The organism is Halococcus qingdaonensis, from assembly GCF_024508235.1.
GTDB lineage: Archaea > Halobacteriota > Halobacteria > Halobacteriales > Halococcaceae > Halococcus > Halococcus qingdaonensis.
Genome location: NZ_CP101943.1, coordinates 685,835 through 707,503 on the forward strand (window position 1 = coordinate 685,835; position 21,669 = coordinate 707,503).

Annotated in this window: 22 protein-coding genes; 13 read left to right on the forward strand and 9 right to left on the reverse strand. The window is 66.7% G+C overall.

Annotation, left to right across the window (positions count from 1 at the left end; translation table 11 throughout):
- Positions 1-31: 31 nt before the first annotated feature.
- From NO363_RS03725 to NO363_RS03735, 3 genes are read left to right on the forward strand one after another with little or no spacing between them, the layout of a single operon-like run.
- Positions 32-2,779, forward strand: coding sequence for a COG1361 S-layer family protein (locus NO363_RS03725; RefSeq protein WP_256686967.1), 2,748 nt, complete (start codon positions 32-34; stop codon positions 2,777-2,779).
- Positions 2,780-5,227, forward strand: a complete 2,448-nt coding sequence (locus tag NO363_RS03730; RefSeq protein WP_256686969.1) for an efflux RND transporter permease subunit — start codon at positions 2,780-2,782, stop codon at positions 5,225-5,227.
- A complete protein-coding gene (locus NO363_RS03735) occupies positions 5,224-5,988 on the forward strand; it encodes a TrmB family transcriptional regulator (RefSeq protein WP_256686970.1) in 765 nt (254 codons plus the stop codon). Before NO363_RS03730 ends, NO363_RS03735 begins: the two co-directional genes overlap by 4 nt.
- Before the next feature lie 32 nt (positions 5,989-6,020).
- On the opposite strand, the gene NO363_RS03740 is transcribed toward NO363_RS03735, so the two are convergent.
- Positions 6,021-7,277 carry an eIF2B alpha/beta/delta subunit family protein gene (locus NO363_RS03740; protein ID WP_256686973.1) on the reverse strand — a complete coding sequence of 419 codons (1,257 nt, stop codon included), beginning with the start codon at positions 7,275-7,277 and terminating at the stop codon, positions 6,021-6,023.
- A 119-nt stretch (positions 7,278-7,396) separates the two neighbouring features.
- Between NO363_RS03740 and NO363_RS03745 the strand changes: the two genes are divergently transcribed.
- Both NO363_RS03745 and NO363_RS03750 read left to right on the forward strand, forming a co-directional pair.
- Complete coding sequence (locus NO363_RS03745) at positions 7,397-8,149, forward strand: coenzyme F420-0:L-glutamate ligase (RefSeq protein WP_256686974.1); 753 nt, start codon at positions 7,397-7,399, stop codon at positions 8,147-8,149.
- Positions 8,136-9,116 (forward strand): 5,10-methylenetetrahydromethanopterin reductase, encoded by a 981-nt coding sequence (locus tag NO363_RS03750; RefSeq protein ID WP_256686975.1) that lies wholly within the window; start codon positions 8,136-8,138, stop codon positions 9,114-9,116. Before NO363_RS03745 ends, NO363_RS03750 begins: the two co-directional genes overlap by 14 nt.
- On the opposite strand, the gene NO363_RS03755 is transcribed toward NO363_RS03750, so the two are convergent.
- Both NO363_RS03755 and NO363_RS03760 read right to left on the reverse strand, forming a co-directional pair.
- A complete protein-coding gene (locus NO363_RS03755) occupies positions 9,070-9,291 on the reverse strand; it encodes a DUF8024 family protein (RefSeq protein ID WP_256686976.1) in 222 nt (73 codons plus the stop codon). The genes NO363_RS03750 and NO363_RS03755 overlap by 47 nt on opposite strands.
- A gap of 31 nt (positions 9,292-9,322) precedes the next feature.
- A complete protein-coding gene (locus NO363_RS03760; protein WP_256686978.1) occupies positions 9,323-9,712 on the reverse strand; it encodes a MaoC/PaaZ C-terminal domain-containing protein in 390 nt (129 codons plus the stop codon).
- An 82-nt stretch (positions 9,713-9,794) separates the two neighbouring features.
- Here NO363_RS03760 and NO363_RS03765 point away from each other — a divergent pair, with 82 nt between their 5' ends.
- Both NO363_RS03765 and NO363_RS03770 read left to right on the forward strand, forming a co-directional pair.
- Positions 9,795-10,562: an enoyl-CoA hydratase/isomerase family protein gene (locus NO363_RS03765; protein ID WP_256686979.1), complete on the forward strand. Its 768-nt coding sequence runs from the start codon at positions 9,795-9,797 to the stop codon at positions 10,560-10,562.
- Positions 10,563-10,627: 65 nt separating this feature from the next.
- Positions 10,628-10,948 carry a transcription factor S gene (locus tag NO363_RS03770; protein ID WP_256686981.1) on the forward strand — a complete coding sequence of 107 codons (321 nt, stop codon included), beginning with the start codon at positions 10,628-10,630 and terminating at the stop codon, positions 10,946-10,948.
- Between the two features lie 389 nt (positions 10,949-11,337).
- Here the strand turns inward: NO363_RS03770 and NO363_RS03775 are convergent, their stop codons facing one another.
- The 5 genes from NO363_RS03775 to NO363_RS03795 all read right to left on the reverse strand — a co-directional run bounded on the left by NO363_RS03775 (position 11,338) and on the right by NO363_RS03795 (position 15,771).
- Positions 11,338-12,660, reverse strand: a complete 1,323-nt coding sequence (locus tag NO363_RS03775) for an aminotransferase class III-fold pyridoxal phosphate-dependent enzyme (RefSeq protein ID WP_256686983.1) — start codon at positions 12,658-12,660, stop codon at positions 11,338-11,340.
- Between the two features lie 57 nt (positions 12,661-12,717).
- The gene (locus NO363_RS03780) at positions 12,718-12,993 is read right to left on the reverse strand and encodes a PadR family transcriptional regulator (RefSeq protein WP_007742585.1); all 276 of its coding nucleotides are present in this window, start codon (positions 12,991-12,993) and stop codon (positions 12,718-12,720) included.
- A gap of 318 nt (positions 12,994-13,311) precedes the next feature.
- Entirely contained in the window at positions 13,312-13,458 is a 147-nt protein-coding gene (locus tag NO363_RS03785) for a DUF8555 family protein (protein WP_007742586.1), read from the reverse strand.
- A 39-nt stretch (positions 13,459-13,497) separates the two neighbouring features.
- Positions 13,498-14,421, reverse strand: coding sequence for a DUF1028 domain-containing protein (locus tag NO363_RS03790; RefSeq protein WP_256686988.1), 924 nt, complete (start codon positions 14,419-14,421; stop codon positions 13,498-13,500).
- 123 nt (positions 14,422-14,544) lie between these two features.
- Positions 14,545-15,771, reverse strand: coding sequence for an HD domain-containing protein (locus tag NO363_RS03795; protein ID WP_256686990.1), 1,227 nt, complete (start codon positions 15,769-15,771; stop codon positions 14,545-14,547).
- Positions 15,772-16,119: 348 nt separating this feature from the next.
- On the opposite strand from NO363_RS03795, the gene cofD reads away from it, so the two are divergent.
- From cofD to asd, 6 genes are read left to right on the forward strand one after another with little or no spacing between them, the layout of a single operon-like run.
- Positions 16,120-17,118: a 2-phospho-L-lactate transferase gene (gene cofD, locus NO363_RS03800; RefSeq protein WP_256686992.1), complete on the forward strand. Its 999-nt coding sequence runs from the start codon at positions 16,120-16,122 to the stop codon at positions 17,116-17,118.
- Positions 17,118-17,882, forward strand: coding sequence for a tRNA-dihydrouridine synthase (locus tag NO363_RS03805; protein WP_256686994.1), 765 nt, complete (start codon positions 17,118-17,120; stop codon positions 17,880-17,882). The genes cofD and NO363_RS03805 overlap by 1 nt, the downstream gene beginning before the upstream one ends.
- Complete coding sequence (locus NO363_RS03810; RefSeq protein WP_256686996.1) at positions 17,879-18,712, forward strand: triphosphoribosyl-dephospho-CoA synthase; 834 nt, start codon at positions 17,879-17,881, stop codon at positions 18,710-18,712. The genes NO363_RS03805 and NO363_RS03810 overlap by 4 nt, the downstream gene beginning before the upstream one ends.
- Entirely contained in the window at positions 18,709-19,305 is a 597-nt protein-coding gene (locus NO363_RS03815) for a DUF447 domain-containing protein (RefSeq protein WP_256686998.1), read from the forward strand. The genes NO363_RS03810 and NO363_RS03815 overlap by 4 nt, the downstream gene beginning before the upstream one ends.
- A 44-nt stretch (positions 19,306-19,349) precedes the next feature.
- Positions 19,350-19,538, forward strand: a complete 189-nt coding sequence (locus NO363_RS03820) for a 30S ribosomal protein S17e (RefSeq protein WP_007742596.1) — start codon at positions 19,350-19,352, stop codon at positions 19,536-19,538.
- 55 nt (positions 19,539-19,593) lie between these two features.
- Positions 19,594-20,625, forward strand: a complete 1,032-nt coding sequence (gene asd / locus NO363_RS03825; RefSeq protein ID WP_256687000.1) for an aspartate-semialdehyde dehydrogenase — start codon at positions 19,594-19,596, stop codon at positions 20,623-20,625.
- 4 nt (positions 20,626-20,629) lie between these two features.
- On the opposite strand, the gene NO363_RS03830 is transcribed toward asd, so the two are convergent.
- Entirely contained in the window at positions 20,630-21,592 is a 963-nt protein-coding gene (locus NO363_RS03830; RefSeq protein ID WP_256687001.1) for a D-2-hydroxyacid dehydrogenase, read from the reverse strand.
- Positions 21,593-21,669 lie beyond the last annotated feature (77 nt).

Here is a 21,669-nt window from a genome sequence, read left to right on the forward strand (position 1 = left end):
CGAGCAGGCGGTCGCTGCGGAGGAGTGGTGAATGAACCGGGCCGCGCTCGCCGCCGTTCTCGTCGTTCTTCTCACGATCCAGGGAAGCGTCGTCGGCGTCCTCACGGGCGACGTCTTGCCGAACGAGAGCACGAACGACGGTCCCAACACGACCGTCGAACAGTCGACGGAACTCACGACCGCTGGATCGCCAGGAACGAGTTCGACCTCGGTGATGGCGGCCAATAACGAGGACTCCCACGAGACGTCGGCACCCACGACGGATTCTTCGGAAACGTCGACGACGCCGACTACCACGGAGGAAACGACGACGCCGACCAGTACCGAATCAGAAACGTCGACCGAAAACGACACGACAACTCCCGAAAATCCCGAGAGCACGAACGACAACGAAACTTCGGATAAGACGGATCAATCGGACGACTCGGACGAGGAAACTTCCCCAAAACCAGAATCACCGACGCAGGCCCCAACATCGACCGATGGGGAGACTCCGTCGGGAGACAACGGCGGCAAAGCGCCGAGTGAGGGAACGCCCCCGTCCAGCGGCGCTGGCGAGGGTGGCGCACCGCAGGGTGATGCCGGAAGCGCCACGCCGCCAGCCAGCGGATCCGGTGGTGCCGGCGGGCCGTCGAGAAGCGGTGGAGCGAGCGCCCCGTCGGCCGATGCCGGACAGCCTTCCGGTGGCTCGGGTGGGGCCGCGGGCCGTCCGGCTGGGGCAGCCGGTGCAGCACCGCCCGGAGCGGGTGCAGCGCCGTCCGGTGGCGCGCCGAACGGGGCCGCTGGCGGTGCGCCCCGTGCGGCGGCCGGTGGTGCGGGCGGCGCACCGAGCGGTGCAGCAGCCGGGGGTGCCCCGAGTGGCGCACCCAGTGGAGCCGCTGGTAGCGCGCCAAGCGGGGCGGCCGGGGCGGCGCGTGCCCCGAGCGCAGCGGGCGCGAGCGGTGCGCCAGGCGGTGCAGCGGCCGGCGGTGCTACGGGCAGCACGGGTGCCTCGCCGGACGCCGAGTTCAACGTCACCGGGGTCTCCTCCGACGTGTCGGTCGGCGGGACGGGCAACGTCTCGGTGACGATCGAGAACACCGGCGAGGACGCGACCGACGCGGTCGTCAGCCTCCAGTCACAGTCGAGCGATCTGGTCTTCGGCCAGTCGGCGGAGACGAGTCGGTACGTCGGCGACTGGGACGAGGGCGAATCGCGGACGATCGAGGTGACGGCGCGCGCGATGCAGGGTGCCGACACGGACGACTACCCCGTCCAGGCGACGGTCTCGTACGACGATGACGACGGCAACGCTTCGCAGTCCGCGCCGCTGACCTTCGGCGTCAGCCCCGCCAGCGAACAGGGCTTCACCCTGAGTAGCGTCGACGGCGATCTCGCGGCCGGATCGGAGGGCACGATCTCGGGCACGATCACCAACGATGGACCCGAACAGGCCACCGACGCGGTGATCACACTCTCGCCGAACGGGAGCCGCGCCATCGTCCCCCGGCAGTCGCAGTACGTTCTCGGCGGGCTCGATCCCGACGAATCGGAGGCGTTCGAGTATCCCGTGCTCGTCAACAGCACCGCCGAACCCGGCGCGCGCCAGGTCTCGTTCGTTGTCCAGTATTACGACGCGGACGGCAACCCGCTCCAGAGCAAGCCGCTCAACGCACGGGTTGACATCGATGCCGAAAGCGATGACTTCGCGGTGGTCTCCTCCTCGTCCGACGTGCAGGTCGGCGACGAGGGGCCCGTGAGCGTCACGCTCGAAAACCAGGGCGAGAACGTCTCCGAGGCGACCGTCTCGCTGCAGTCGCTGACCGGCGATATCCTGTTCGGACGGACGGCCAACGCCACGCAGTTCATCGGCGAGTGGCCCGCCGGTGCCCAGCGTACGGTCACGGTCAACGCGACCGCGAGCAATCAGTCCGAAACTCGAAGCTACCCGCTGCAGACGTCGATCTCGTACAAGGACAGCGACGGCGATCCGGGACGGTCGGGACCGTTCACGGTTGGGATCACGCCACAGTCCGAGCAGTCGTTCGCCCTCGGAAACACGTCCAGCACGCTCAACGTCGGTGACGAGGGCAACGTCACGGGAACCATCACGAACCGTGGCCCGCAGGACGCGGGGAACGCGGTCATCAAGCTGATCTCCCAGAGTCAGAACGTCAAACCGCAGTCGACGGAGGTCGCGCTCGGCAGCCTGCCGGCGAACGGATCGACGGCGTTCTCGGTCCCTGTCGAGGTGACCGACAGCGCCGAACCCGGCGGGCAGCAGTTCTCGTTCGTCGTCGAGTACGACAACCGAAACGGCGACACGCGCCGGAGCGGCACGCTCGACACGCAGGTCGACATCGGGCCACAGCGTGACGCGTTCGTTGTCGAGCGGGCGAACGCGAGCCTCGACGTCGGCGGCTCCGACACGGTGACGCTCAACGTGACCAACAACCGTGAGAGCACGGTCAGCAACGTCAACGCGAAGGCGTTCGTCGACGACCCGCTGTCGATATCGAGCGACGAGGCGTACATCTCTCGGCTGGAACCGAACGAAACCCAGCAGATCGCCTTCGACGCGAGCGCCGGTGGCGACGCGAGCGCTGGCGAATATCCGCTGTCGGTCGACTTCCAGTACGACTCGGGCGGCGAATCGAAGCTCTCGAACACCTACGAAGTGCCGGTCGAGCTCGTCGAAGTCGAGGACGGCGGCATCCTCTCGTCGCTGTCGATCATGTGGGCGCTCGGCGCGCTGCTCGTCGTGTTCGGCATCGGCTGGGTCTGGTCACGACGGTCGTAGATGGTCGACTATCAGCGCTACATCGACTGGATCGACGAGTGGATCACCGAACGGCCGCGGACGGTGGTGATCGCGTTCGTCCTGCTCACGCTCGTCTTCGCCGGCGGGCTGGCGAACATCTCGACGGACGCCGGGACGAGCCAGTTCACCGAGGACAGCCCCGCACAGGCCGCCCTCGACGATATCGATCAGGAGTTCTCGCCGTCCTTTTCGAAGGGTAACGGGAGCACGCAGCTCATCCAGTCGGGATCGAACGTGCTCGCGAAGGACGAACTGCTGGCGATGCTCGAAGCCCAGCAGCGCCTCGAAGACCACGAGAGCCAGCGGGTAGTGTCGGCGTCGAGCGCCGCGGGCATCGTCGCCCAGACGATCGATCCGAACGCGACGACCGTCGACGCACAGATCCGGACGCTCGACGGCGCGACACAGTCCGAGATCGAGAGTGCGATCCGGACGGCCGCTGCCGGGCCCGGCTTCACGGGACTGGTGAGCAACGACTTCGACCGGCAGTCGGTATCGGCCTCGGCGACGATCGGCACCGTCCAGCACGACGTCCTAGGTGGAGTCTCCTCGTCGTCGGCCGGAACAGGAGGGTCGAGTCCGCTCATGGACATCCAGACGCGTGGACAGGAGATCGTCGGCTCCGTCGATAGCGACATCCGTGTGTTCGGAAGCGGCATCATCTCCGACGAGTTCACGAACATTATCTTCGACTCGCTCGTCATCGTCGTTCCCGCGGCGTCGCTGTTGATCCTCTTCTTCCTGGTCTTCGCCTATCGCGACCCGATCGATCTGCTGCTCGGCGTGCTCGCGCTCGTGATGGCGATCATCTGGACGTTCGGGTTCACTGGTCTCGCGGGGCTGCCGTTCTCGCAGATGCTCATCGCCGTGCCGCCGCTGTTGCTCGCGGTCGGCATCGACTTCGGCATCCACGCGATCAACCGCTATCGCGAGGAGCGCGTCCAGGACGTCGGCATCAGCCAGTCGATGCGGACCGCGACCGACCAGCTGCTGGTGGCGTTCTTCATCGTCACCGGTACCACTGTCGTGGGCTTTGCCGCCAACGGCATCAGCGGTCTCGGGCCGATCCGGCAGTTCGGTCTCATCGCCGCCGTCGGCATCGTCTTCACGTTCCTGATCTTCGGGATCTTCCTGCCGGCGGCGAAGGTCTGGGGCGACCAGCTCCGCATCGAGTACGGCATTCCGGAGTTCGGCCTCTCGCCGCTCGGCGAGGAGGGGTCGATCCTCGGTCGGATTCTGCTGGTGGGTGTTGGCGCGGCGCGGCGTGCGCCTTACGTGATCCTCGCACTCACGGTCGTTCTGACGGTCGTCTCGGGGGCGTACGCGACCGGTGTCGACACCTCGTTCTCCCAGGACGACTTCCTGCCGCCCGAGGAGCTGCCGGGCTACGTCGAGGACCTGCCCGAACCGTTCGCGCCTGGCACCTACACCGTCACCGACACGACGAACTTCCTGGAGGATCGCTTCTCGACGACCCAGGGGAGTTCGGTGACGATCTTCGTCGAGGGACCGTTACGCGCCGACTCCGCACTCGAATCCATCCAGCGCGCGAACGACGACCCGCCGGATGCGTTCGTCGCGAGCAACCGGACGGCCGACGCCGATAGCATCGTCGGCGTCATCGATGACTACGCCGCACAGTCGCCAGAGTTCGCCCAGTTGGTCGCGCGCAACGACGTCGACGACGACGGCGTGCCCGATGACAACCTCGGCGAGATCTACGACGCGCTGCTCGACTCGCCGTTCCGCGCGCAGGCGCTTCAGTATATCACCGAGGACTACCGCAGCGCCCAGGTGGTGTATTCGACCGAGAGCGACGCCTCGAACGACGAGATCGCGAGCGACGCACGGGCGCTCGCCGACCGGTATCGGTTCTCGGCGACCGCCACGGGCCAGACGCTCGTGCTCGAAGCCGTTTCGGGCACCATTCTGACCTCGGCGATCCGGAGTCTCGTCGCCGCGCTGATCGTCACGGCGATCTTCCTCGTGCTCGTCTACTACGTCATCGAGGGACGGCCCTCGCTCGGCCTAGTGAATCTCGCGCCGATCGTCGTCTCGGTCGCGCTGCTCGCGGGCTCGATGCGACTGCTCGGTATCCCGTTCAACGCACTCACGGCGACGATCCTCTCGATCGCCATCGGGCTCGGCGTCGACTACTCGGCGCACTTCGTCCATCGGTTCATCGACGAGTACCACGAGTTCGACGAGCAGCTGTTCCCCGCTCTGGAGGAGACCGTGCGGGGGACCGGCGGCGCGCTCACCGGGAGCATGCTCACGACGACGACCGGTATCGGTGTGCTCGCGCTCGCGATCACGCCGATCCTCGGCCAGTTCGGGCTGGTCGTCGCACTCTCGATCTTCTTCGCCTACCTCACGGCGATGCTCGTCACGCCGTCGGTGTTCGTCGCGTGGGAGGCGCTCACGTGAGCGAGCACGACGAGGCGGTCGCGGCGCTCAAGCGACTCGGACTGTCGAGCTACGAGGCGCAGGTGTTCATCGCGCTCCAGCGCCTCGACACCGCCACCGTCCGCGAGGTCGATCGGACGACCGAGGTGCCGCGCTCGCAGATCTACGGCGCGGCCGAGGACCTCGCCGAGCGCGGTCTGGTCGACATTCAACAGTCGACCCCGATCCAGTATCGCGCGGTCGATCTCGACGAGGCACGCACGCGCCTCCGCGAGCGCCTCGACAGGGAGGAGGATCGCGCGTTCGACTACCTCGAATCCGCCCGCCGGGAACGCGCCGACGAGAACGAGGCGCAGGAAGATATCTGGACGGTTCAAGGAACCGATACGATCGACGGTCGGGTCGTCACACTCATCGAGGACGCCGACGACCGGGTCGTCTTCGGCGCACGCGAGGAGGGGACGTTCGACGACGCCGTCGCCGACGCGCTGACGGCGTCGAGCGAGCGCGGCGTCGCGGTGACGATCGTCAATGGCGACCGAACACGCGAGCGCTTCGGCGAAGACGTCTCGTTCCGTGCGACGACCGATGCACCGAACGACGAACGGAGCGGGCGCGTGCTCGTCGTCGATGCCGACACGGTGCTCATCAGCGTCACCGGCGGCGACGGACTGCCGGCCGTCGATCACGAGGCGGCCATCTGGAGCGCCCACACGGGCTTCGCGACGGTGCTCGTCGGCCTGCTCGACGTCTGGTTCGATCAGTATCTCGAAGACGGCTGATCCACGCCTCGATCCGTACCGTGATTTTTCCGTCAGTCGTCCCACGTAGCCAGCCCGGCCAACCGCTCGGCGTACTCACCGATCGTCGTCGGGCCGAGCGCTCCATTCTCGGTGACGACCGTGATCGCGTCGGCGGGCGTGCAGTCGAACGTCGGGTTCAGCACCTCGATGTCGGCATCGCCATCGTAGACAGCCTCGGGATCGCCCGGCTCGAAGCGTGCGTCGGCGTCGGTGGCGATCTTGTCACCCGCGGCGACGGCGTGGACGGGAACGTCCTCGCGGGCGGCAGCGATGGCGACCGCACGCGTGCCGACCTTGTTCATGACGCTCCCGTCCGGGAGAATCGTGTCGGCTCCGACGAGCACGCTATCGATGGCGTGCTCGGCAAGAACGTGCGCAGCGGCCGCATCCACTACGAGTGTCACCCGTCGATCATCGTCACTCGCGAGCGCTTCGGCGACGCCGACACCCTCGCGTGCGGGCCGCGACTCGGCGATGATCACCCGCTCGACGGTCGCCTCGCGAAGCGCCTCCAGCACCGTCCCCGATCGCGAGAGCGTCAGGACGGTGCCCGAGAGCCGGGCTGCTGCTTCGCTGGCGGCCCGCGAATCGGCGTCGAGCACCCGCTGGATTCCCTGGTGTGCGGATTCCTCGATAGCCGCCGGCGTCCGTGCGTTTGCCTCCGCCATTACTCGATTGACTCGATTCTCAATGGCTGCCATGCTCGGTCGCACTGTCCGGAGATTCCGCGCGAGCGTCGCGAGGTCGTTCCAGCCGTTCGCCTCGTCTCCACCTGTCGTTGCGAGCACGCTGGCGCGATCCCTGAGCATCTCCAGTGCGCGCAGTGAGAGCCACGCCGAGCCGTGATCGCCGTCCTCACGTATCGTCTCGATTGTCGGCGCGACGCGTGCGTAGGCTTTCCAGAGATCGGGGACCGTTTCGCGACGACGGATTTCGATCGGCGAGACCCACGCGAACTCGGCGGTGGTCTCGTCGTTCGTCTCGACTGCCCGCGAGTCACAGTCGAACAGGTACGGATGGACCCGCCAGCGCGTTTCGCGGTCGGTGTCTTCGACGGTGAATGGCTTGCCAGCACGGACGAGCGAGACGGCATCGTCTACCCCCATCTGTTCACTGACCACCACGCGTGCGGCTTCGTCGGGATCGTCATCAGCGCCGTCGATGAGGCTGCTCCACCGATCGACGTTCGAGTCAATCCCGTCGCCGCCCCTGACCAAGAGTATCTCGCCGCGATTGCGGAGGAAACAGGTGACACGAGGTTCGTCCATACCAGTCGTAGCTACTCGCGGCGTTTCAAGATAGTGCGGAGAGGAGGAACCGGATTCGATCGGTCGCCAGTATTGGCACGACCCGAAGTACGGAAGTGGCTACCCGGCGATTGCCGTGTATGAACGTCTCACCCGTCACGGATCTCCCCGAAATCGGTGCCGGCGACGATCTCGCTGCGCTGATCGCCGAGCGGGCCGACGGCGACGCCGACGTGGTCTGCATGGCGAGCACCATCGTCTCGAAGGCCGAGGGCCGGGCGCGCGATCTCGCCGACTTCCCGGCCGGCCCGCGCGCACACGAGATCGCCGACCGACTGGCCGAGCTCTCCGGCGACGAGAAGGATCCCCGGTTCGCACAGGCCGTCCTGGAGGAGAGCACCGAACTCCTGATGGACGAACCGTTCCTCCTGACCGAGACGCGGTTCGGACACGTTTCGGTGAACGCCGGCATCGACCGCTCGAACGTCCCCGACAACGATATCCTCCTCCTGCCGAAACGCCCGAGCGAGAGCGCGCGCCGGCTCAGCGACGAACTCGGCGTTCCGGTGATCGTCACCGACACCTGCGGGCGACCGTTCCGACACGGCCAGCGCGGCGTGGCCATCGGCTGGGCCGGCCTGCCCGCCAGCCGCGACTGGCGCGGCGAACACGACCGCGACGGCCGCGAACTCGGTGTCACCGTCGAGTCCGTGGTGGACGAACTCGCGGCGGCGGCGAACCTCGTGCTCGGCGAAGGCGCGGGCGGGAACCCCGTCGCCGTCGTGGATGGGTTCGACGTGGACGGGTTCGACGGCAGCGACAACCTCTTTCGCGCCGTCGAGGGTGATTTCGTCCGGCAGGCGCTCCGGGGGTGGTCGTATGCAGGGCATTGAACTCACCCCGGAACGACCCACGCGACGCACCGTCGATCTCGGCGAGCGGGCCGCTCAGGCGGGGTTCGACACGATCTTCGCGAGCCACCACTACAACAACCGCGATCCCTTCGCAGCGCTCTCGCTGCTCGCCGATCGCACCGACGACGTCCGTCTCGGCCCGGGTGTGACGAACCCCTACGAGACCCACCCGGTGACGCTCGCCTCGCGCGTGGCGACGCTTGACGAACTCTCGGACGGCCGAGCGGTCTTCGGCGTCGGACCGGGCGATCCCTCGACGCTCGAAAACCTCAGCCTCGGCGAGCGCCGTGGGCTCCGCTCCGTCCTCGAATCGTTCAAAACCGCACAGGAACTCTGGGCGGGCGAGCGCGTCGATCACGACGGCACGTTCGGCGCACACGACGCCGGCCTGAACTACGAGGTCGGCGAGATTCCGGTCTACGTCGGTGGTGAGGGGCCACACATGTGCCGGATGGCGGCCAAACACGCCGATGGACTGCTGTTCAACGGTTCACATCCCGACGACGTCGCGTGGGCGGCCGATCAGGTCGACCAGGGTCTCGACGAGCGACCCGACGAGTATGGAGAATTCGATTTCACGGCGTACGCGAGCGTGAGCATCGCCGAGGACGGCGAGGCCGCACGCGAGGCAGCCCGCCCGCCGGTGGCGTTTATCGCTGCCGGTGCGCCGCCGCCCGTCATCGAGCGCCACGGACTCGACGGCGAGCGCGCGGACGCGATCGGCGAGGCGATCTCGGCCGGCGAGTTCGATACTGCGTTCGAGCGTGTGAGCGACGCGATGATCGACGCGTTCTGTATGGCCGGCACGCCCGAAACGGTCGAAAAACGGCTGTCGGCGGTGTTGGAACACGCCGACAGCATCGTGATCGGCTCGCCGCTCGGGCCCGACGTCGAGGAAGCTATCGACCTTGCTGGGGCGGTGTGCGACCGAAGCCGTCGGGAGTGAGTCCCGAGAGCAGTCCGCCGATGGCGAGATAGGCGAACAGCCCGAACGCGACGATCCAGATGAGGGTGCTCGACAGGATCAGTGCTGCCGAGAGCGGGTCGCCGAGCGCGACGCCGGTCACGATGTTCGTCAGCTCGGCGAGATTGCCGAGCAGTTCGAAGACGACGTTTGCCATACCGTTCCGTTGCTGGCGAGGGTACTTGTGCCTACTGACCCGTCTTCCAGACGAGCCCCTCGAACCGTCCCTCCAGTACCGTCTCACCCGCACGACGGCAGACGACCGCACAGGCGATCTCGTATCTGTCTTCTCGCTCGTCGACGCTCTCGGTCGTCACTTCGCAGGTAATCGGTTCGCCTGTGTAGACCGGTTCGAGGAACTCGAACTCCATCGAGCGCGCGAGCACGCCGAGCTCGCCCCCGATCTTGGTCGGGAGCGTCGCCGTGAGCAATCCCTGGACGACCAGCCGGCCTTCCGAATCGGGCTCGGTGTGGATCGCCTGCTGGTCGCCCGACACCTCGCCGAACTGTTCGACGTCCGCGTGCGTGAAGGTGCGCTCGAAGACGTGCACGTCGCCGTCCGCGGGCTCGCTCGCCATGACCACCCGTCTCGGCCCGCGCGCATAACTCCCTCGCCATCGGGAGGCGAGCTATTATACTCTCGCTGCCCGTCGTTGCGGTATGACGTGGGAGACCGTCGATCTCGACCGAAACGAGGGCGTGGCGACCATCACCATCGACCGACCGGACGCGCTGAACGCGATGAACGTCGAGACGCTCGACGCGCTCTCCGAGGCGCTCGACGAGGCACGCGACGCCCGCGCGCTCGTGCTCACCGGGGCCGGCGACGACGCGTTCGTCGCGGGCGCGGACATCGGCTACATGGCTGAGCTCTCGGTGGCCGAAGCGCAGGCCTACGCCGAACTCGGCCATCGCGTCACCGACACGATCGAGACGTTTCCCGCGCCGGTGATCGCCGCTATCAATGGCTACGCCTTCGGCGGCGGCTGCGAATTCGCGCTCGCGGCCGATCTGCGGGTCGCCGCCGAAAACGCTGTCCTCGGCCAGACCGAGATCGATCTCGGCATCGTCCCTGGCTGGGGCGGCACCCAGCGCCTCTCGCGACTCGTCGGCGACGAACGCGCCCGCCGGCTGGTCTTCTTCGGCGAGCGCGTCGACGCAGCGGAGGCTCGCGAGATCGGTCTGGTCGGCGAGGTCGTCGCCGATGGCGACCTCGACGATCACGTCGCCGACATGGCCGCCGACCTCGCGGCGAAGCCCGCACACGCCCTCCAGGCGGCCAAGGAGTCGCTGAATCAGGTCCACGAATCCCACCTCTCGGCGGGACTGACCTACGAACGCCGCCTCTGGAGCGGCCTCTTCGGCACGCACGACCAGCGCGAGGGCATGACGGCGTTCGTCGAGGATCGCGAGCCCGACTTCGAGTAACCCCGATCGTGTCGACAGCGGTCGATCCCGACGTTTAACTTCGACCGCACGCCTACCTACCGAGTATGGAGTTCTGCGACGAGTGCGGCTCGATGATGAAGACCGACGACGGCGTGTGGGTCTGCGACAACTGTGGCTACACCAAACCGCGCGACGATGCGAAGGAGGCAGCGATGACGACCACACAAGGCCAGGAGGAGACCGAAATCATCGACGTCAGCGACGCCGAGGATCGGGGACTTCCCACGACCGAAGTCCACTGCTCCGAATGTGGCAACGACGAAGCCTACTGGTACATGCAACAGATCCGCTCGGCCGACGAATCCGAAACGCGATTCTTCGTCTGTACGGAGTGCGAACACCGCTGGCGCGAGGACGATCACTAAACACCCACTTTTTTAGACGGGGGAATCGCGCTCGCTCCCTTCGGTCGCTCGCGCTCAACCCCCAACCAAAAACCTGGACTAAAAACGTCTGCTCGTTCGCGCTTCGCGCTCACTCGCAGTGAACCGCGCTCACTGCGTTCGCGCGGACGATCTTCAACACAGCACCGCAACCGCCGACCGCACAGCACCGCAGAAGCCCTCACTCGCTCCCTCCGGAAGAGCGAAGCCCTTCCGTGCTCTCGTTCGCTTCGCTCACCAGAGCTCCGGTCGCTCGTTCGCCCTTCATCCACCAGGAGAGCCGTGCTCTCCTGAGTCTGCGGTCGCAGAGCGACCGCAGACGCCAGGCACCGCCAACCGCACAGCGGCCGCACCGCTGCCGCGCGGCGGCGTCACTCCATGGCGTCGAGCAGCATGCGCGCACCGAGATCGATCTCGCGCTCGGTGACGTCGAGCGGCGGGAGGATCCGGAGCGTCTTGTTCCCGCAGGCGAGCGTGAGCAGCCCGCTCTGGAAGGCGTTTTCGAGGACCGCATCGCGGGTGTCGGCGGTGTCGAACTCGATGGCGAGCATCAAGCCCTTCCCGCGCACGTCGACGACCGATTCGGGGGCCGCGTCGCGAAGATGTTGCTTGAACTGGCGACCGCGCGCGACGGCGTTGTCCATCAGGTCGTACTCCTGGATCGCGTCGATCGTGAGCGCACCCTGCATCGAGGCGATGATGTCGCCGGCACCCCACGTCGAGGAGATCCGTCCCTTCTCCTCGGGGAAGACGTCCGAGCGCGAGATCGTCGCGCCGACGCGCAGTCCCTTCGCGGCCGTGATGACGTCGGGCTCGATTGGGTAGTGATCGGCACCCCACCACTCGCCCGTCCGGCCCATCCCGGCCTGGATCTCGTCGGCGATCAGCGTGATGTCGTACTGCTCGCAGACGTCGGCGATCTCCTCCATGAAGGCGTCGCTCGGGAATCGATAGCCGCCCTCGCCCTGGATCGGCTCCATGACGAGGTAGGCGACTTCCTCGGGCGCGACCGACCCCTCGTCGCTCAGCATTCGGCGGAGCTGCGAGCCCTCGCCGGTGAAAAAGCCACACGAACAGTCTCCATCACTACAGGTTCGATCACTGCAGAACGGCACATCGTGGATCCCCGCGATCTCGGGGTAGTCACGGCGATAGACCGACTTCGAGCGGTTGAGCGAGAGCGCGCCGAGTGTCCGACCGTGGAACGCTCCCTGGAAGGTGATACCGTAGGAGCCACCGCCGTCGTAGCAGATCTTGATGGCGTTCTCGATCGCTTCGGCTCCCGAGTTCGAGAGGAACACCTTGTCCATGTCGTACGCGCTCGTCAGATCCGTGAGCCGCTCCATCAGCCCCGCCGGACCGGGGAAATCGGGATCGTCGGGCGAGCCAGCCCCCACATAGAAATCGTGGCCAGCGGTCTTCAGCGGGTCGACGAGATCGAACTCGGCCATCGGCTCGGTGATCTTCGGGTTGTTGTAGCCGAGCGGGGCGGCCCCGACGTGGCAGGTGAAATCCAGGAAGACGTTACCGTCGGCGTCGGTACAGAACGGTCCCTCGGCGGGTGCGGTCGGATCCCAGACGAACTCGTAGACGTAGGTGCTCGGAGCAGCGACGTCCTGCTGGCGCTCGACCCACTCACGGGCACGCGGGCCCGGTAGCTCACTGACACGGGGTGCTGTGGTATCCCGGTCCATGCTCAACACCGTCGGCCTGGCTTCTTAACTAATTCGTTTCGGTTGGTGCAATATTCATCAGACGTCGACGTATTGGTCTTCCCACTCGCGACGGGCGTCGATCTCGCGCTGGCCACGACGGGTGATCTTGTAGTAATTCGTCCGTCTGTCGATCTGACCTTTCTCGACGAGCCCCTTGTCGACGAGCGTGTCGAGGTTCGGATACAGCCGTCCGTGATGTATTTCGGTCTCGTAGTACTCTTCGAGTTCGTCTTTGATCGCCAGCCCGTGGGGCTCTTCCTTGCCGGCAATGGCGTACAGCAGGTCGCGCTGGAATCCTGTCAGATCGTGCATCGTACTCCGTTACTGGTAAGTGGATGATTCGTATAAGTATATCGAAACTGTCTGCTCGCCGAAACGGTTGCGCCGGAAAAATGCAAGCGGGTTTCGCATCGCTGTCGCTCGTCAATCGAACCTGTCTCTCGACGATCGACCGCCACGGCGAGCCGGAGGCTGGCTATCGGTCGTGTATCAAGGAAAGCGCCCGCGCGGGAGAAAAGCCCGCGTCGGGCGCTCGCCGCCCTGAATTGGTCCCCGCTGACGCTTCGGCCCTCCAAGCGAAGCGTCACTCGTATCCTGTGGACTGTGACACTTAACCTTATCGGCCGACCGTCACATGTGCTCCTCTTCGAGCGCCCAGCCGAGCGCGCGCCGGTAGTAGGTAAACATCTGCCTGACGCCCTCGTGGTTCATCTCCTCGTCGTCCAGTTCGTCCATGAGGAACTCGTACTGCTCACGGATTTCCTCCTCGTCACGCATATCGGCTCGACGGGATCAACCCCCATGAACCTTCACCCGTCAGGCACGCTCGCGACCGGCGATTCCGTGCCAGATCGCGTTGACCAGTCGCGTCTCGCCGCTACCTTCCGCATCGTCCCATCCGCGGGCGAGCGCGTCCGCCAGCGTATCGAGATCGTGGTTCTCGAAGTTGTTCGCGTCCCGAAAATCGGCGAGCGCCGCGCGTTCGTCCTCGCCGAACTCGCCCGATGCTCCCTCGGCGAATCCTGCTTTGACGAGTGCTTCCGTGACTGCCTCGGCAGTCTCCCCGTCCAGTTCTCGAAATGTGTCAGGCGGTTCGCGTTCGAGAAGCGTCACGTCGTAGACGCGGAAGACCCGTTCGAGCTCGTCGATCGGGCTCTCGTGATCGTCGACGCGGACGTCGATCCAGCGATCGTTGCCCGCGTCGTAACCACCGTCGGGTTTCACGACGTAGAGCGCCGCCGACTGCTCGCCACGGGCGTCCCCACCGGCCTCGTTGCCCGCCTGCAGCGCGGCGATGAGCCGCTCGGGCAGGCCGCCCACGGTCGATTCGTACGTGTCGGCCATCGCCTCGATCGTCGCGCGGTTTTCGAGGATGTTACCCTGAACAGTGTAGTTCTCGCCCTGGATGTCGCCGGCGAACTCGAAACAGTCCGCACCGGTGAACGCCGCAACCGAGCCGTCCCGCCCGACGACGCCGACCTGGCGCTCGGGGGCCTGATCGTCGGCGTCGGTGAGCGCTTCGACGACTTCGCTCGCCGACCTCCCCTCGCGGAGCAGGTCTAGCCCATCGGGACCGTAGGCGACGTTCGCGAAGCTCTGGGTGGCGATCGCGCCCGCGTTGGCGCTGGCGAAGGGGACGACCGAGCCGACGCTGACGAACTTCGACTGGACGGCGACGCCGATCGCGTCTTGCTCTGGGTCGCGCGCGACGATGGAAAACGTGCTCGGGCGTGGTGGCATATCTCCGGGTGCACACGCGCCGGCAAAAAGCGTTCCTCGCTCACGAGAACTGATCGACGAGAGCCGGCTCCGCCCTCCCCTGAGACGTCTTTCATCGATAGCGATTACACCCCCGATCTCCGCTCACTCGGCAGCGAACTCGTCTAGCGTCGTGTTGACGCCGGCCCGGACGTCCGAGACGAGCGCGCCATCGATATCGAGCCCGAGCACCGAGACGGCCGCCGTCCCGACCTGTTCGGTGGCCTCGGCCGGTGCGTAGATTCCGAAACGCCACTGGTCGCGCTGAGTGGTTTTGAGCGCCTCGACGAGCGTCGACTGCCGGCCGAGTGGGCGGATCTCGCCGCTCACGACGACCCGCGAGGAAGATTCGGTCATGCGCGGGCGCGCTGACACGTCGAGGATCACACTTTCAGCGGCGACCGAGGCGCGCTCGGCGATCTCGCGTTCGTACTCGCGAATCGTCGTGTGATCGGCGTCGACGAGTTCGTCCGGCGTGTCGCGGAGCTCGGCCCACACCGCCCGTTTGTAGAGATTGCGCCGGCCGAGCCGTGCCGCGTCCGCTTCCGTGCGTTCGTCGTTTCGTAGCGTCACCAGCAGGTCGTGGTCGTCCATCCGGCGGAGGTCCGCCCCGCTCAGGTCACCGTCGAGCAGGCGCTCGGTCGCCCGCCGGAGCATCGCCTTGCCGATGCGCGCGACGGGATGGCTGTAGACGACGGGGTTCATCAGCGCGCGAGCGAGCAATAGCGCCTCGGCCGTCTGGACGTTCCCCTCGGCGAGGACGAGCTCGCCGTCGAGAAAGCGGAGCTCGCGGACGAGCCGCCCGTGGTCGATCGTGCCGTAGGGAACGCCCGTGTGGAGGGCGTCGCGCACCAAGTAGTCCATCCGATCGACGTCGAGCTCGCCCGAGACGAGCTGGCCGAGTCGCCCCTCACCGGCCACCAGGTTCGCGATGTGCCCCGGATCGAGGTCGTGGGTGGCGAGAACGTCGGCGACCTCGCCGGTCGCGAGGAGTTCGTCGACGTCGTCGTGGTAGTTGCCGGTTCGACGGTGGATCAGCGCTTCGAGGTTGTGGCTATACGGCCCGTGCCCGACGTCGTGGAGGATCGCGGCCGCGCGGACGCGTTCGGCTCGCACGCCTTCGATGCCGAGCTGTGAGAGCGCGCGATCGGCGAGGTGGTACACCCCCAGACTGTGCTCGAACCGGGTGTGATTGGCCGAGGGATAGACGAGATCGACGGTGCCGAGCTGGCGGACGTGGCGCAGGCGCTGGACGGCCGGGGTGTCGAGCAGAGCCTGCGCGACGCCCGAAATCTCGATGTGATCGTGGACGCTGTCCTTGATCGTCTTCATTGGTTCTCCGTTCGACGTGTTCGGTGAAAAACTTCGGCCCTGCTCGTGTTTGGTGGTTCTCACGGCATGGCTTTTCTATTGTCATCGACTCGATGGTCACACGACTACTGCTGACGACAATGAGTGGCCGCAACGCCCCGCACGTCCCACATACCTCCCCAACCGACTGCGCTCCTCGCTCGTTTCACTCGCTGTGGTGCTCATCCCTCGCGCAGTGTTTGCGCTCGGTGCTCACTTTGTTCGCACACGAACGCAAGCGCGCGCCGACCGCTGCTGGTTTGTTTCTCAACTGATTCCGTCGGCTGCGGTGAGCACAAGCGTTTACTCCGCCCGTCGTGGAGTCGGCGTATGGTGACGTTTCTCTCCGGGGGCACCGGCACGCCGAAACTGCTGGCCGGAGCCAGAGAGGTCTTCGACCCCGCTGATCTCACGGTGGTCGGAAACACCGGCGACGATATCGAACTCGGCGGGCTGTTGATCTGTCCGGATCTCGACACCGTTCTGTTCGAGCGCGGTGGTGTCCTCGACCGCGAACGCTGGTGGGGCATCGAGGGCGACAGTACCACTACCCACGAGGAAGTCCGCGATCTCTCCGAGCGGGCAGGTTTCGAAACGGGACCGCGCTATCTCGGCGACGAGCGCCAGACCAGTGGTCGAACTCTCGCGCGCTGGCGACGCTTTTCCGGCGTGGGGGAGTTCATGACCATCGGCGATCGCGATAGAGCTGTGCACCTCCTGCGGACGAGTCTCCTCTCCGAGGGCCACACACTCACCGAGACCACGAACCGTCTCGCCGACGCCTTCTCGCTCGACGTTTCGCTGCTCCCGATGAGCGACGATCCGGTGGCGACGATGATCCACACGCCCAATGGCGAGATGCACTTTCAAGAGTTCTGGGTTGCCCACGGTGGCGAGCCAGTCGTCGAGGACGTCGAGTTCCGGGGTGCCGAGCGCGCCGACCCGACCTCCGAGGTGATCGACGCGCTCGCCGAGCCGGTGATCATCGGCCCGTCGAACCCCGTGACGAGCATCGGCCCGCTGCTCGCGCTTGACGGCGTCCCGGAAGCACTCGCCGAGACCACCGTGGTTGCCGTCTCGCCGTTCGTCGGCGACGATCTCTTCTCGGGGCCGGCGGCGAAGCTCATGGAGGCGACGGGCACCGAACCGAGCACTGCGGGGATGGCCGAATCGTACCCCTTCGCCGACGCGTTCGTCGTCGACGAGCGCGATCCCACCGAACTGGGTCGCCCGACGGTCACGACCGACATCGGTATCGACGGCTCGGAGGACTCCGAGCGTGTCGTGGAAGCGGTCGCCGACGCGCTCGCTCTCGTGGGGGCGACCTGATGTTCGAGCCACGACTCGCGCTGGCGAGTCTGAGCGGCGAGTCCGATGCCGCGTGGGCACGGAGCGCCGAAACACACGCTGGTGCGGCGTTTCTCGGTGGCATCGCCATCGACGAATCGTCGCGACGGGCCGCCCGACGGATGACCGAGCGCGACCGCGACGAGTTCCTCCCCGACGGCCCGCTGGCGTTCATCGAGCGTGAACTCGACGCGCTCGACGACGCCCCGCTCCGCGCCGGCGTCAACGTCCGCAGCAGTTCGCGCGCACCGATCCATGAAGTCGCCGAACTCTGTCGTGAGTACGACGCGATGCTCGAACTCAACGCCCATTGCCGCCAGGACGAACTCTGCGCCGTCGGCTGTGGCGAGACCCTGCTTCGCGACGCCCACCGTCTCTGCGAGCAGGTCGAGACCGCCGCCGACACGGGCGCAACAGTGAGCGTGAAGGTTCGGGCAGAGGTGCCCGGTGTCTCGCTCGCCGACACCGCGCGCTGGATCGAGGAGGCCGGCGCGGACGTGATCCACGTCGACGCGATGGACTCCGAGTCCGTGATCCGTGACGTCGCGGACGCGACCGAACTGTTCGTCGTCGCCAACAACGGCGTCCGCGACGGCGAGACTGCCAGAGAATACCTCGAATACGGTGCGGACGCGGTGAGCGTCGGCCGTCCGAGCGACCGGCCTGCGATCCTCCAGCGCGTGCGCGAAGCGGTCGACGACTGGTTCGAGACGGAGACGGAACCGACTGCGGGGGCGGGTCGATGAGAACCCCCGCAGAGAACGCCCAGCTGGCGCTGCTGCTCGAAGTGGCCGCCACACCGAAACCCGGCAACGTCGATCGCGACCGTGAGTACCCCGACCTCCGCTTCGAGCACTTCATGACTGGTGCGGTCGGCGCGAGCGAGGGGCTTCGGATGGCCGGTGCGGGCGAACCAGTTGGGGAATCCTTCGAGTGCGCGATCGACGGAATGGCCGACCAGCGCGGCGGCAACACGCAGTTCGGCGCGCTGCTGCTCCTCGTCCCGCTCGTTCGGGCGAGCGCGACCGGCGAACTGACGCCCGAGCACGCGGCCGAAGTCGTCGAGGGGACGACCGTCGCGGATGCCGCCGGCTTCTATCGCGCCTTCGAGCACGTCGACGTCGGTATCGGCGACCCGCCGGACGAGATGGAAGCCCTCGACGTGCGCCGCGGTGCGGACGCGATTCCCGAACTCGAAGCGCGCGAGCTCACCCTCGAAGACGTACTCGCCGCGAGTGTCGAGCGCGACGGCGTGGCCCGCGAGTGGGTGTCGCGGTTCTCGCGGAGCTTCGAGATCGCCGAGCGCATTGCGAGCGGTGAAGGGAACGTCCCCGATCGCGCCGCACGGGCCTTCCTGGAAGCGCTCGCGAGCGAACCGGACACCTTCGTCGCGAAGCGCCACGACGAGGCGACCGCCCGCGAGGTCACCGAGGCCGCACGGGCGGCGCTGCGCGGCGACGCCGATCCCGACGCGCTCGCCGGAGAACTCGTCGATGCGGAAGTGAACCCCGGGACGACGGCCGATCTCGTCGCGGCCGGACTGTTCATCGCGCTCGAGGACGGACTTGCCGTATGACCGATTCGCAGGAGAGGATCGACTGGCCCATCGAGCTTCGGGGCGTGATCGAATCCCTGGTGGCGACACTCGGCCCGAACGGAAGGTGGAATCTCGCGGCGCTCGGGCTTCACGCCGGCGAGCCGGTCACGGCGCGCACTTGGGGACGCACGCGGACGTGGCGGAACTTCCACGAGAAAGGGCAGGGTATCGTCCAGTTCCTGCACGATCCCCTGGTGTTCGCCGAGAGCGCACTCACGATCCAGGAACGCGGTTCACCCGTGCATCCAGCGGCGAACGCGTGGGTGCGCGTCGCGGTCGAATCGGTGGACGAGGGTGAATCGGGTGAGACGAAATGGGAAGAGTGGGAGCTCACGCCGATCGAGGCCGCTATCGAGGACCGGATCGTGCCGACGACCAATCGTGGCTACGGCGCGGTCGTCGAGGCCACCGTCGCGGCCTCACGACTCGACGTCTCGGCCTACGACACCGACGAACTCCGCGAGCGACTCGACTACTTCGCCGACGTGGTCGAAACGTGTGGTGGTCCGCGCGAGCGAGCGGCGATGGAGCGGATCGTCGAACACACCGCCTGGACCCCCGAGGACGGGTGAAAGCAAGAGCGCGTCGTTTATAGGCCGGGCGAAAAAGAGATGGTATGGCGATCAAACCGGCCTACATCAAGAAGACGGGCAATCTCCTGCTCGAACAGTATCCGGAAGCGTTCTCGACGGACTTCGAACACAACAAGGAGAGCGTCACCGCGCTGACGAACGTCGAATCGAAGGGCGTTCGCAATCGCATCGCGGGCTACGTCTCGCGAAAACAGCAGGGCGCAGTCGCCTGAATCGGACGTTGCGTCGACCAGAACAGTTTTCATCGGCATTGTCCTACGCCGAGCAATGACACACGTTGGCGTTCTCGGTGCGACCGGTGCCGTCGGACAGCGACTGATCCAACTGCTCGATCCCCATCCCGAGTTCGAAATCGCCTGTCTCACGGCGAGCGACGACAGCGCGGGCCGTTCCTACCACGATGCCGCGAAGTGGCGCATCGAAACCCCGATCCCCGACGACGTCGCCGAGCTCGACGTCCGCGAGACCGCTCCCGACGCGATCCCCGACGACATCGACCTGCTGTTCTCGTCGCTGCCCTCGTCGGTCGGCGAGCGCGTCGAACCCGACCTCTGCGAGGCGGGCTACGTCGTCTCGTCGAACTCGTCGAACGCGCGGATGGATAGTGATGTTCCGCTGACGATCCCCGAGCTCAACCACGACCACCTCGATCTGCTCGAAGTCCAGCGCGACGAGCGTGGCTGGGACGGCGCGCTCGTGAAGAACCCGAACTGCTCGACGATCACCGCGGTGCCGACGCTCGCGGCGCTCGACACGTTCGGCTTGGAGACCGCCCACGTCGCCACGCTTCAGGCGGTCTCGGGTGGCGGCTACTCGGGCGTGACCTCGATGGAGATCATCGACAACGTCCTGCCCCACATCGGCGGCGAGGAGGAGAAAATCGAGACCGAATCGCGCAAACTCCTCGGAAACTTCGACGGCGCGAAACTCGACCACCACGACGCCGACGTCGCCGCCTCCTGCAACCGCGTGCCGACGCTCGACGGCCATCTCGAAAACGTCTGGGCGGAAACCAGCGAGGGGATCACCGCCGAAGACGCCGCGACGGCCATGCGCGAGGCCCCATCACTCGATCTGCACAGCTCGCCCGACCAGTTCATCGAGGTCTTCGAGGAGCCGGACCGTCCCCAGCCCCGTCTCGACCGGATGGTCGGCGACGGGATGGGCGTCGCGGCCGGTGGCCTCCGTGAGACCTCCACTGGTGTGCAGTACAACTGTCTCGCCCACAACACCCTGCGCGGCGCGGCCGGCGCGAGCGTTCTGAACGGCGAACTGCTCGTCGAACAGGGCTGGGTCTGAGCGACTACGCGACCTGATTTTTCAGGCCCTCGTATTCGCCGGTGTCGGCAACTCGTCGCAGGTTTTCGGCGAGGATGTCCGCGAGCCGCTCGTAGTATTCCGGCGTGTTGCCGGCGTTGTGCGGCGTGATCAGCACGTTCTCGAACCCCCAGAGCGGGTGGTCCTCGGGCAACGGTTCGGGATCGGTCACGTCGAGGGCCGCCCCACCGATGTCGTTGGAGCGCACCGCCGAGACGAGCGCCTCCGTGTCGACGACGGGCCCGCGCGCGACGTTGACGATCGTCGCATCGGGCGGCAGCGTCGTGAACTCGGCCTCGGCGATCATCCCCTCGGTCTCGTCGGTCAGCGGCACCGTGAGCACGAGGTGGTCGGTGCGGGCGAGCGCCTCGTGGAGGCGATCGGGGCCCACGACTTCGTCGGTCGGACCGCCCTTCTCGGGCGAGTGGCGAACCCCGATCGTGTCGACGTCGAATCCCTGGAGTCGCTCGACGACGGCGCTGCCGAGTGCGCCCAGTCCCGCGACCGTGACCGTCGAGCCGGCGAACTCGCGGGTCGGGTAGGCACGCCACTCCCGGTTCTGCTGGCGTCGCCAGCCCTCGTGGTGCCGGCGGGTGAGCGTGAGCAGGTGGCCGAGCACGTCCTCCGCGATGTTCGGCCCGTGGACGCCGGAGGCGGTCGTCACGCTGACCCCGTGGCTCTCGATGGCGTCCATCGGGAGATGGCCGTAGCCCGCGAACGAACAGGCGAGCAGTTCGAGGTTCTCGGCGCGATCGAGCAGGTCCTCGTCGACGGTCTTGCCGGCGACGACGCGTGCGTTCGTGACGAGTTCGCGCTCCTCGGCGGGCGTGCGTGCCAGCCGGATGTCGTACTCCGGGAGGCGCTCGCGCAGCGCCGCCGCGTACTCGCTGGTCGGGATGCCGTGGACGCCCTCTCGGCGCACCAGAACGTCCGGTCCGTCGCCGCTCATCGCTCGTCCCTCGATCGGATCATGGGCGGCTGTTCGACGGCCACCGTCATTAACTTCACCCGTCGAGCGCTCCCCTG

Bases quoted from the DNA above. Each gene is read 5' to 3' on its own strand.
- NO363_RS03725 (WP_256686967.1), top strand. From the start codon at position 32: ATGAACCGGGCCGCGCTCGCCGCCGTTCTCGTCGTTCTTCTCACGATC.
- NO363_RS03730 (WP_256686969.1), top strand. From the start codon at position 2,780: ATGGTCGACTATCAGCGCTACATCGACTGGATCGACGAGTGGATCACC.
- NO363_RS03740 (WP_256686973.1), bottom strand. From the start codon at position 7,277: ATGGACGAACCTCGTGTCACCTGTTTCCTCCGCAATCGCGGCGAGATA.
- NO363_RS03745 (WP_256686974.1), top strand. From the start codon at position 7,397: ATGAACGTCTCACCCGTCACGGATCTCCCCGAAATCGGTGCCGGCGAC.
- NO363_RS03750 (WP_256686975.1), top strand. From the start codon at position 8,136: ATGCAGGGCATTGAACTCACCCCGGAACGACCCACGCGACGCACCGTC.
- NO363_RS03755 (WP_256686976.1), bottom strand. From the start codon at position 9,291: ATGGCAAACGTCGTCTTCGAACTGCTCGGCAATCTCGCCGAGCTGACG.
- NO363_RS03760 (WP_256686978.1), bottom strand. From the start codon at position 9,712: ATGGCGAGCGAGCCCGCGGACGGCGACGTGCACGTCTTCGAGCGCACC.
- NO363_RS03765 (WP_256686979.1), top strand. From the start codon at position 9,795: ATGACGTGGGAGACCGTCGATCTCGACCGAAACGAGGGCGTGGCGACC.
- NO363_RS03770 (WP_256686981.1), top strand. From the start codon at position 10,628: ATGGAGTTCTGCGACGAGTGCGGCTCGATGATGAAGACCGACGACGGC.
- NO363_RS03775 (WP_256686983.1), bottom strand. From the start codon at position 12,660: ATGGACCGGGATACCACAGCACCCCGTGTCAGTGAGCTACCGGGCCCG.
- NO363_RS03780 (WP_007742585.1), bottom strand. From the start codon at position 12,993: ATGCACGATCTGACAGGATTCCAGCGCGACCTGCTGTACGCCATTGCC.
- NO363_RS03785 (WP_007742586.1), bottom strand. From the start codon at position 13,458: ATGCGTGACGAGGAGGAAATCCGTGAGCAGTACGAGTTCCTCATGGAC.
- NO363_RS03790 (WP_256686988.1), bottom strand. From the start codon at position 14,421: ATGCCACCACGCCCGAGCACGTTTTCCATCGTCGCGCGCGACCCAGAG.
- NO363_RS03795 (WP_256686990.1), bottom strand. From the start codon at position 15,771: ATGAAGACGATCAAGGACAGCGTCCACGATCACATCGAGATTTCGGGC.
- cofD (WP_256686992.1), top strand. From the start codon at position 16,120: ATGGTGACGTTTCTCTCCGGGGGCACCGGCACGCCGAAACTGCTGGCC.
- NO363_RS03805 (WP_256686994.1), top strand. From the start codon at position 17,118: ATGTTCGAGCCACGACTCGCGCTGGCGAGTCTGAGCGGCGAGTCCGAT.
- NO363_RS03810 (WP_256686996.1), top strand. From the start codon at position 17,879: ATGAGAACCCCCGCAGAGAACGCCCAGCTGGCGCTGCTGCTCGAAGTG.
- NO363_RS03815 (WP_256686998.1), top strand. From the start codon at position 18,709: ATGACCGATTCGCAGGAGAGGATCGACTGGCCCATCGAGCTTCGGGGC.
- NO363_RS03820 (WP_007742596.1), top strand. From the start codon at position 19,350: ATGGCGATCAAACCGGCCTACATCAAGAAGACGGGCAATCTCCTGCTC.
- asd (WP_256687000.1), top strand. From the start codon at position 19,594: ATGACACACGTTGGCGTTCTCGGTGCGACCGGTGCCGTCGGACAGCGA.
- NO363_RS03830 (WP_256687001.1), bottom strand. From the start codon at position 21,592: ATGAGCGGCGACGGACCGGACGTTCTGGTGCGCCGAGAGGGCGTCCAC.